Raw genomic sequence first — 10,076 nt, 5'->3', positions numbered from 1 at the left:
CTGCCCCCCGCCCCCACCAAGCGCGCCGCCCTGCTCCCGCCGGAAGCCTACGACGCTCCGGCCCGCTCCTCGCACAAGGCACCGCGAAAAACGGAGGCAAGCCTCGCTGAAAGCCCGCTGGCCGAGAAGCCCCAGGTCGCCCTGGACTTCGATCCCCGGGGTGGCGGCGAGGCGCATCCCGAAGCGCTGAAGGCGCCCGCGGACGAATATTTCGAGCATGCCGACCCGGTAGTGCCGGCGGCCCGCAAGCGCGTGACGCCGGAGCCTGTGCAGCGCCCTGCGCGCAAAGCGAAGTCGTCCGGCCCGTCCAAGCTGTTCGTGCTGGACACCAACGTGCTGATGCACGACCCGATGAGCCTGTTCCGCTTCGAAGAGCACGACATCTTCCTGCCGATGATCGTGCTGGAGGAACTGGACGGCCACAAGAAAGGGATGACGGAGGTTGCGCGCAATGCCCGCCAGGCCAGCCGCACGCTGGACGCTTTGGCCGGCCAAAACGGGGCGGACATTGCCCATGGCCTGAAGCTGGACACCACCGGCCATCGCGAAGCCGGCGGCTGCCTGTTCTTCCAGACCAAACCGCTCGAAAGCAGCCTGCCGCTGGGCCTGCCGCCCGGCAAGGCGGACAACCAGATCCTCGGTGTCGTTGCTGCCCTGCGCGAACAGCATGCACCGCGCGATGTGGTGCTGGTGTCCAAGGACATCAACATGCGCGTCAAGGCCCGCGCGCTGGGCCTGGCCACCGACGACTACCAGAACGACAAGACACTCGACGATCTCGAGCTGCTGTATTCGGGCGCGATGGCCCTGCCCCCGGACTTCTGGACCAAGCACGGCAAGACCATCGAGAGCTGGCAAAGCGGCCAGCACACCTACTACCGCATCACCGGCCCGGTCGTGCCCAGCCTGTTGATCAACCAGTTCGTCTATTTCGAGTCGCCCGGCGAGCCGAGCCTGTACGCCCGCGTCACCGAGATCCGCGCGAAGACGGCCGTGCTCAAGACGCTCAAGGACTATGGCCATTTGAAGAACTCGGTCTGGGGCGTGACCACGCGCAATCGCGAACAGAACTTCGCGATGAACCTGCTGATGGACCCGGAGATCGACTTCGTCACGCTCACCGGCACGGCCGGTACCGGCAAGACGCTCATGGCGCTCGCCTCGGGACTCACGCAGGTGCTGGACGACCGCCGCTACACCGAGATCATCATGACCCGCGCCACCGTGAGCGTGGGCGAGGACATCGGCTTCCTGCCCGGCACCGAAGAAGAAAAGATGGGCCCGTGGATGGGCGCGCTGGACGACAACCTCGAAGTGCTGGCCAAGACCGAGACCAGCGCCGGTGAATGGGGCCGCGCGGCCACCAACGAGTTGATCCGCAGCCGCATCAAGATCAAGAGCATGAATTTCATGCGCGGCCGCACGTTCCTGAACAAGTACGTCATCATCGACGAAGCGCAGAACCTGACGCCCAAGCAGATGAAGACCCTGATCACGCGCGCCGGCCCGGGCACCAAGATCATCTGTATGGGCAACCTCGCGCAGATCGACACGCCCTACCTCACCGAAGGCTCGTCGGGCCTGACGTTTGCCGTCGACAAGTTCAAGGGCTGGCCGCACAGCGGGCACATCACCTTGGCGCGTGGCGAGCGGTCGCGGTTGGCGGATTTCGCGAGCGAGGTTCTCTGAAGCACGCGGCCTGGCTGCTGCTGGCGGCCTGCGGGGCAGCCCAGGCCGTGTTCGATTGCGATATCGGCGGCCAGCACGTCAACCCTGCCAACGGCTCCACCACGGCCGGCAAGACGGGCCTCATGCGGTGCAAGGACCGCGACAGCGGTCTGCTCCAGCGCGAGCAGGAACTTCGCGCAGGCCAGTTCATGGGCCTGGTGCGCTTTTACGAGAACGGTCGTCTGCAGAAGGAACACAGCGTCAACACCCAGGGCAACATGCAGGGCCGCGCTCGCGAGTTCGGCCCGGATGGCAAAGTGCTTTTCGAAGGCGAGTACGAGAACGGCAGCCTGCGCGGCCTGGCGCGCCGCTTTCATCCCAATGGGCAGCTGCGCAGGGTGTCCTTTCACGCAGCCGATGGTGATCGCGAGCCCCAGGCCGCGGCCGAATTCACCACGCAGGGGCGGCTCGGCGACCTGCGCTGCGGCGCCAAGGCGCAGCTCGCGCCTGCGTTCGACGACGCGCGTTCCTGCGGCTTTGGTGGTGCGCCCTCAAGCGCGGAGCTGTTCCACGAACGCGGCCACATGCAGGCGCGGGGTACATGGCTGCAGGGGCAGCGCATCCGCTTCGACCGGCTGGACGAACAGGGTCAGATTCGCCAATCCGAAGAGGTGGACGGCCCACGCCGCATCGAACGCGAGTTCGGCGCCAACGGAGTCAAGCGTCGTGAGCGGGAGCGCGTCGTGACGGGCCGCGAGATACGCAGCGAGCGGCTGCAAGAGTTTTCCGAGCGCGGCAGCCTTGCGCGCGAACAGAAGTGGGCCGAAGGGCGGATGGTTTCGGACAACCAGTTCTATCTCAACGGGCAGCCGCGCCGGAGCACCGAGTGGAGCTGGAACGACCGCATTGCCACTATCTCCGAGAAGGAGTTCCACGACGACGGCGGCACGGCCACCACGAGTCGCTGGACCGAACAGCGGGGCCAGCGTACGCCGGTAGGCAGCCACCTGCGGTTCAATACGGCACGCCGCCAGGTCGGCGAACGCATCTACGACCAGAACGGCCGCCTTACGCGTGAGCGCGCGTGGGACGACGCTGGAAACCTGGTGCGTGACGACGAGGTGTTTGAGGACGGCTCACGCAAGGCTTTCAGCCGCTAGCCGCTCGCTCTAGAAATCGCTGCTGCCGCCCGAGGCCAGCGACTCGAACCGTGTCAGCTCCTTCATGAACGCGAGCTTCACCGTCCCGGTGGGGCCGTTACGCTGCTTGCTGATGATGATCTCGGCGACGCCGGGCTCCTTGGAGTCCTTGTTGTAGTAGTCGTCGCGGTAGATGAACATGATCACGTCGGCGTCCTGCTCGATGGCGCCGGATTCGCGCAGGTCGCTCATCATGGGCCGCTTGTCGGTGCGCGACTCCACGCCGCGCGACAGCTGAGACAGCGCGATCACGGGGCACTGCAATTCCTTCGCGAGCATCTTGAGGCCCCGCGAGATTTCGCCCACGGCCGTGGCGCGGTTCTCGTCGTTCATGCTGGCCGACGTGCTCATGAGCTGCAGGTAGTCGACCACGATCAGGCCGAGCTTGCCGCACTGGCGCGCGAGGCGGCGCGCGTTGGCGCGCAGCTCGCTCGTGGTGAGGCCGGGTGTCTCGTCGATGTGCAGTGAGATGTTGCGCAGCTTCTCGACGGCTTCGGTGAGGCGCGGCCATTCCGAATCCGTGAGCTTGCCGGTTCGCAGGTGCATCTGGTCGATGCGGCCGATCGAGCCGACGATACGCACCGCCAGCTGCGAGGCCCCCATTTCCATGGAGAACACCGCCACCGGCAGGCCTTCGTTCAGCGCAACGTGTTCGGCGATATTGATCGCCAGGGCGGTGTTGTGTGTGACGACATCATCGTCGGTGATGTAGAGGCGATCGGGGTGGCTGACCGAAATGCATTGGCAAGCGGCCTGCCGGCTTGGAACGATCGATTTGATGGTCAGCCGCTTCTGGCGAGTCCACGCCTCGGGAGCGCGGGCCTGCTTTTCAGAAAGCAGGAAGAGTTCGCGAGGCTGTGGGTGAGAGATGTGGCAGACATAAGCCGGCAGACCCGCGACGCGAATGCCGGCGACATTCGTGAAATGAGGTTGCTTGGGCGCGATGGAGCACCAGCCACCCAGCGAACGAACCAGTTCCGCGATATCGTTTGCCAACTGCCGGCTCGATGTCGACAAGCGGGCGCTGCCCCATCGCTCGATCCAGCCGTCGGTGTCCATCAGCCCACGCAAGAGATCGAGGCGGGCGCCCCTGGATGCTTCGAGGTACAGGCGTGGAATGAACTTGCGATCGCTGGGCAAGCCGGACAGACGCAAGGCTTCCAGTGCGGTGCGCAGTGGATTCGGCTGCATCCCGGCAAAGCCCGACGCGTGCCCCCGATCCTGCCGGACGATGCGGTAGTCATATCTCCCCGCATGGGTCACTTCCATCCCGTCGCCAGCACGGCTGCGCATCAGTTCAACAATTTCCGGCGAAGCAGTCGAGAAGCGCACGCTGCCGGTGCCCGTCAGATTCCCATCGCCAAGCAGGGCTCCCAATACCCAGGGATCAACCGGCAGCGGATCGACGTGGCCGAAGTCACCCGTGGCGCGGTCGATCCAGATGCGATCCTGGTAGCGCTTCCGGCCCAGCAATTCAATCAGCTTCGCTGTGTCCAGCACCCGGGGCGCATCCCAATGGCGGCAAGAGACCTTCCAAAGATGTTCCGCACAGCATTCGGCAGAACGGCCGTCGGAAAAGGTGATGCGGTAGACCTCGCGTGTGCCTTGCGGAAAGACGCCGGTAACGATGGAAGCGCGACCATCGGCCGAGGCGACCGCATCGCCCACTTCGAGGTCGCCCATGGCCTTCCAGCCTCCAAGAGTCCGCACCTTCGCATCGATCGGCTGGGCTTTGCCCATGGAGGGCCGCGCCGCCAGCACGATCATGTCGCCGGCCTGCATGCCTGAAGTCATGCGGTCCAGGTCGTAGAAGCCGCTCGGCACACCCGTGATGTCGTTCGGGTTGTCGGCCATCTCCTGGACCCGGTCCAGCAGTTGCACCACCAGCGAATCCATGCCCTGGAAGCCCTGCTTCATCCGCGAGCCTTCCTCGCCGATGTTGAAGATCTTCTGCTCGGCTTCGTCGAGGATCTTGTCGACGGCCTTGCCCTGCGTGTTGAAGGCCGCCGTGGCGATCTCGTCGCTGGCGCTCACCAGCTTGCGCAGGATGGATCGCTCGCGCACGATCTCCGCATAGCGGCGGATGTTGCTCGCGCTGGGCACGTATTGCGCGAGGGAGTTCAGGTACGCAAGGCCACCCACTTCCTCTGCCTTGCCGAGGCCCTGCAGTTGCTCATAGACCGTGATGACGTCAGCCGGCTTGGTGGCATTGATCAGGCCGCCGATGGAGGCGTAAATGAGGCGATGCTCGTAGCGGTAGAAGTCGCCGTCGGTGAGCAGGTCGCCCACCCGGTCCCAGGCGTTGTTGTCCAGGAGCAGGCCTCCCAGGACGCTGGATTCGGCTTCAACGGAATGAGGCGGAATGCGCAGCTGCGCGATCTGGTGGTCGCGGGAGAATTCGTCGTCGAGGGAGGTAAGTACTGCGGACATCGGCGGCTCGGAAGGATGGATGATGCTACGGCGGCGTCTTGTGGACGTCCAGCACAAAGGCTGGGCAAAACCGTCAGGAGAAGCTGTGGATTTCCTGGGCAACACTGTGGATAGCCGGTGGACCAGCCGGTATAACCACAGACCCAATGAAAAAGCCGCCCGCGGGCGGCTTTTTCTTGCGCAAAGCGCTGTGCTGTATTAAGCCGTTTCGCCGTACACGGTGACGTTGATGTCGACCACGACGTCCGTGTGCAGGGCCACGGAGACAGTGCTGTCGCCGACGGTCTTGATCGGGCCATTGGGCATGCGAACCTGGGCCTTGGCGACCTTGTAGCCTTGCTTGGCCAGTTCTTCGGCGACGTCGAAGTTGGTGACCGAGCCGAACAGGCGGCCGTCAACGCCGGCCTTCTGCGTCAGCTTGATGGTCGTGCCGGCGAGCTTCTCGCCTTGCGCTTGCATCTCGGCCAGCTTGGCAGCCGCTGCCTTCTCGAGTTCGACGCGCTTGGCTTCGAATTCGGCCTTGTTGGCTTCGGTGGCGCGGCGGGCGAGCTTTTGGGGAATCAGGAAGTTGCGGGCGTAGCCGTCTTTGACCTTGACGATCTCACCGAGAGCGCCGACGTTCAGGACTTTGTCGAGCAGGATAACTTGCATGTTCTTGGCCCCTTAGATGCGGTGCTGGTCCGTGTACGGGACCAGGGCCAGGAAGCGAGCGCGCTTGATGGCGGTGTTGAGTTGACGCTGGTAGATCGCGCGGGTGCCGGTCAGGCGGGCCGGGATGATCTTGCCGTTTTCGGCGATGAAGTCGCGCAGGGTGTCGACGTCCTTGTAGTCGATTTCCTCGACGCCGGCGACGGTGAAGCGGCAGAAGCGCTTGCGCTTGAACAGCAGCGACTGGGTGTTGCGCTTCGGACGCTTGTCCTTGTTGAATTTCTTGAACGTGGCCATGTGATCTCCTGATCAGTTGGGGACAGAGCTGAAGGTCTGTCCCGCAAAAAAATTGAACGAATTAAGCTTGAAATGACTGAATGTGGAACACGGGGTGCTTGCCGTTGCGGGGTGTCGCCAGGAATCCTGTGAACTGCCAGTTGCTGCCGATGGACTGCTTGCCGAGCGTCTCGGCCATGCTGCCAAAAGCCACCGCCCTGATCGCCACTTTCACCTGCCTGGGTTGCCCTGCTTCGGTGACTTCCGACTCGTGTTCGAGGCTGAAATCCAGGGCCGGCAACCCGGCGGGGGTGTATCGCATGGCTCCTGCCTGGGCGATACGGGCGCTCAAAACGAGCTGGTTCACTCTCCGGCGTCAGCCGCTTACGACTGGTACTCCGCCTGCTGGGTCTTGCGGGCTTCTTCGCGCTCGACGGTCTTCATCATCGAAGACGGGCCGGTATCGGCCTTCTTGCGCACCACGGTCAGGTGGCGCAGCACGGCGTCGTTGAAGCGGAAAGCGTGTTCCAGTTCGGCCATCACGGGCTGGTCGGCCTCGATGTTCACGCACAGGTAGTGGGCCTTGGCGAGCTTGTTGATCTGGTAGGCCAGCTGGCGGCGGCCCCAGTCTTCAACGCGGTGGATCTTGCCGCCGCCGGCGGTGATCATGCCCTTGTAGCGCTCCAGCATGGCCGGAACCTGTTCGCTCTGGTCCGGGTGGATCAGCAAGATGATTTCGTAATGACGCATAAGACTCCTTGAGGGTTGCGCCGCGCCTTCGCGGCTACGGCTAATAAGCAGCCACCCACAGCGTCAGATGTGGTGTGGCAAGGGAAAGCCCACGATTATAGCCAGAACTGGCTTGCGCGCCCTCCCACGAACCGGCCCGGCCGCATTCATGCGGTGGGTAGAGCCTTTCCGGTTACCGGGTTCCCGGTTTCCACAGCAAGCGGCACTTTTGCGATGATCTGCCGATGAAACCGATGTCGGATGACGGGCTCCCCTCGAGGCTGGCCGATGGCATAGGCCGGGCCGGGTTTCGCAAGTGGTACGAGCGCGAACTGCTCTCGTGCCATGCCTACATGCTGCTGTGCTTCCTCTCGGTGATTGGCCTGCTGAGCAGCATCGAGGCTTTTCGAGGCGCCTCAACCGAGGACCAGCTGACCAACGTGCTGTTCGTCGTGGTATGCGCCACCATCGGCCTGTGGGCGCTGCGCCGCTACCTGTACCTCCTGATGCGCGCCGAGGGGATCGCCAACCAGGCGAATTGCCCCGATTGCGGGACGTATGGGCGCTTCTCGGTGGTCGCGACCAACCACGGCGGCGCCGAAACGCAGGTTTGCTGCCGCAAGTGCACCCGCAAATGGGTGATCACCGATACCGAATGACGCTCTTCAGGACGTAAAAAGCCCCGGCGCCTGGAGGCCCCGGGGCTGATTCGAAACGCCGACTTCTAGTGCACCAGGCTCTTGGCCGTGCCCTTCAGGCTTGGGTAGCGCACGTGATCCACCAGTTCCTGGATGTGCTTGCTGGGTGCCGGCGTCAGCAAGCTGACGACGATGATCACCGCGATCCCCACCGGCACGCCGAACACGCCTGCCGAGATCGGCAGGATCCCGAACCAGAGGTCAACCGGCGACGTCACGCCAAAGATGCCGCGCAGCCAGGGCTGGTTCATCACCATGTAGTACACCGTGATGCCCAGGCCCGCCACCATGCCAAAGGAGGCACCCATCCGGTTGGCCCGCTTCCAGAAGATGCCCAGGACGAGCACCGGGAAGAACGCCGCGGCGCCAAACGAGAAGGCCGCGGACACCAGGAACAGGATGTCAGCCGGTTTCTGCGCCGCGACAAATGCCGCGCACAGGGCCACCACCAGCAGGAGCATCTTGGAAATGGTCACCCGACGGGCGGTGGACGCATTTGGGTCGATCATCTTGTAGTACAGGTCGTGGCTCAGCGCATTGGCGATCGTCAACAGGAGCCCGTCCGCCGTCGAAAGCGCAGCAGCCAGCCCGCCCGCCGCCACGAGGCCTGAGATCACGTACGGCAAGCCGCCGATCTCCGGGGTGGCCAGCACGATGATGTCGCCGCCGATGCTCATCTCGTTGAGCTGGAGGATGCCGTCCTTGTTGATGTCCGTGATGGACATCAGCGTCGGGTCGACCTTGTTCCAGGATGCGATCCACGCCGGTAGCTGGTCGATCGGCGTGCCGATCAGTACGTGGAACACCTCATACTTTGCCAGCACGGCCAACGCAGGCGCCGTGAAGTAAAGCAGGAAGATGAAGAACAGCGACCAGGTCACCGACTCCCGCGCCTCCTTCACGCTGGGCGTGGTGTAGTAGCGCATCAGGATGTGGGGCAGCGCCGCCGTACCCACCATCAGGCAGAAGATCAGGGCGAGGAAGTTGCGCCGCGAGGTGTCGTAGGTCTTCTGCGCCGCCGCATCACCCTTGGGATCGCCGGCAAACTGGTTGGCGTGGGGTGGCATCCCATTCAACGGTTTGGACTTGGTGTCCGCCGCCGCCTTCGCGCGCGTCCATGCAACCTTGGCTGCAGCCTCGTCCTTGGGCACTGCCGCAAGCTCCTTCTCGGCGGCGGAGACTTGCGACCCCATCGCATTGGCGGCCTTCAGGTCCTCCAGCTTCTTCGTGGCGGCAGCCTTGTCCGCAGCCAGCGCGGGGCCTGGGTTCTTCAGCTTCTCAGCCAGGTCGGCCGAGCGCTTCTTGAAGATCTCGCGGACTTCGAGCTCCTTGGGGTCGTTGGCGAGCAGCTTTTCCTTGGCCGTGACTTTTTCCAGCTGATAGCCGTAAACCGCCTGCGGCACCGGAACGCTGGTCTGCTTCACCGCCAGCCACACCACCGGGATCATGTAGGCCACGATCAGGATGATGTACTGCGCCACCTGCGTCCACGTCACCGCGCGCATGCCGCCAAGGAAGGAGCAAACCAGGATGCCGCCCAGCCCGAGGAAAATGCCTACCTCGAACTGCACGTTGACCATGCGCGCCGTGATCAGGCCAACGCCGTAGATCTGCGCCACGACATAGGTGAACGAACACAGGATGGCCGCAACGATCCCGATGAAACGCGGGACGTGGCCGCCGTAGCGCTCGCCCAGGAAGTCGGGCACGGTGAATTGGCCGAACTTGCGCATGTAGGGCGCCAGGAACAGCGCGACCAGGCAATAGCCGCCAGTCCACCCCATGATGAACGCCAGGCCGTCGTAGCCGCTCAGGTACAGGCCGCCGGCCATGCCGATGAAAGACGCCGCTGACATCCAGTCGGCGCCTGTCGCCATGCCGTTGTACATGGCAGGCACTCTTCGTCCCGCCACGTAGTACTCGGCGGCGTCCGTCGTGCGGCTCATGATGCCGATGCCGGCGTACAGGCCGACCGTGGCCAGAAGGAAGATCATCCCGATCCACTGCCGCGAAAGGCCCATCTGTTCAAAGATGGCGAGAAAGACAAGGAACACCAGGAATCCCCCGGTGTACCACTTGTAAACCTTGTTCAGGTTCTTCTTGAACGCGGCGGTGGCCGCGGCGCCGGACGTGCCGGCCTTGACGTCAAACATTCCAGCCATGATCAGTCCTCCTCTTCAACACCGTACTCGATGTCGAGCTTGCCCATGTACCTGGCGTAGAACCCGATGATCAGTATGTAGATCACCAGGGCGCCCTGGGCGCCCATCCAGAAACTGAATGGCCAGCCGAAGAAGTTGAAACTCAGTTCGCGTGCGTAGTAACTCACCACGAAGGTCACGACGAACCAGATTGCCAGGAGAATCGCCGTGATCCTCAAGGTCTTGCGCCAGTACTCCTGGTGCCTGTCGGTCAATTGCATCGCTCA

General features: G+C 63.6%; 10 protein-coding genes. 3 read left to right on the top strand and 7 right to left on the bottom strand.

Annotated elements, in window-relative coordinates; genetic code table 11:
* Together EEB15_RS26365 and EEB15_RS26360 are read left to right on the top strand one after the other, a co-directional pair.
* Positions 1-1,689, top strand: a 1,689-nt coding sequence (locus EEB15_RS26365) for a PhoH family protein (RefSeq protein WP_233259630.1), incomplete at its 5' end; no start/stop codon positions are given.
* A 47-nt stretch (positions 1,690-1,736) separates the two neighbouring features.
* Positions 1,737-2,828 (top strand): toxin-antitoxin system YwqK family antitoxin, encoded by a 1,092-nt coding sequence (locus EEB15_RS26360; RefSeq protein WP_233259629.1) that lies wholly within the window; start codon positions 1,737-1,739, stop codon positions 2,826-2,828.
* 9 nt (positions 2,829-2,837) lie between these two features.
* Here the strand turns inward: EEB15_RS26360 and dnaB are convergent, their stop codons facing one another.
* The 5 genes from dnaB to rpsF form a co-directional block, all read right to left on the bottom strand.
* A complete protein-coding gene (gene dnaB / locus EEB15_RS26355) occupies positions 2,838-5,297 on the bottom strand; it encodes a replicative DNA helicase (protein ID WP_141512934.1) in 2,460 nt (819 codons plus the stop codon).
* A 198-nt stretch (positions 5,298-5,495) separates the two neighbouring features.
* Positions 5,496-5,948: a 50S ribosomal protein L9 gene (gene rplI, locus EEB15_RS26350; protein ID WP_141512933.1), complete on the bottom strand. Its 453-nt coding sequence runs from the start codon at positions 5,946-5,948 to the stop codon at positions 5,496-5,498.
* A 12-nt stretch (positions 5,949-5,960) separates the two neighbouring features.
* Positions 5,961-6,242 (bottom strand): 30S ribosomal protein S18, encoded by a 282-nt coding sequence (gene rpsR / locus EEB15_RS26345; RefSeq protein ID WP_141512932.1) that lies wholly within the window; start codon positions 6,240-6,242, stop codon positions 5,961-5,963.
* A 61-nt stretch (positions 6,243-6,303) separates the two neighbouring features.
* Entirely contained in the window at positions 6,304-6,588 is a 285-nt protein-coding gene (gene priB / locus EEB15_RS26340) for a primosomal replication protein N (protein WP_141512931.1), read from the bottom strand.
* 17 nt (positions 6,589-6,605) lie between these two features.
* The gene (gene rpsF, locus EEB15_RS26335) at positions 6,606-6,971 is read right to left on the bottom strand and encodes a 30S ribosomal protein S6 (RefSeq protein ID WP_141512930.1); all 366 of its coding nucleotides are present in this window, start codon (positions 6,969-6,971) and stop codon (positions 6,606-6,608) included.
* Positions 6,972-7,195: 224 nt separating this feature from the next.
* Between rpsF and EEB15_RS26330 the strand changes: the two genes are divergently transcribed.
* Positions 7,196-7,609: a hypothetical protein gene (locus EEB15_RS26330; protein ID WP_141512929.1), complete on the top strand. Its 414-nt coding sequence runs from the start codon at positions 7,196-7,198 to the stop codon at positions 7,607-7,609.
* Positions 7,610-7,674: 65 nt separating this feature from the next.
* On the opposite strand, the gene EEB15_RS26325 is transcribed toward EEB15_RS26330, so the two are convergent.
* A complete protein-coding gene (locus EEB15_RS26325; protein ID WP_141512928.1) occupies positions 7,675-9,810 on the bottom strand; it encodes a sodium:solute symporter family protein in 2,136 nt (711 codons plus the stop codon).
* Positions 9,811-9,812: 2 nt separating this feature from the next.
* The gene (locus EEB15_RS26320) at positions 9,813-10,070 is read right to left on the bottom strand and encodes a DUF4212 domain-containing protein (protein ID WP_141512927.1); all 258 of its coding nucleotides are present in this window, start codon (positions 10,068-10,070) and stop codon (positions 9,813-9,815) included.
* Positions 10,071-10,076: the final 6 nt, after the last annotated feature.

Origin of the sequence: Ramlibacter sp. WS9 (genome assembly GCF_003797765.1) — a bacterium.
Taxonomy (GTDB): domain Bacteria; phylum Pseudomonadota; class Gammaproteobacteria; order Burkholderiales; family Burkholderiaceae_C; genus Ramlibacter.
Note: the sequence above shows the minus strand (reverse complement) of the source record. Positions and strands in the feature narration are given on the sequence as shown.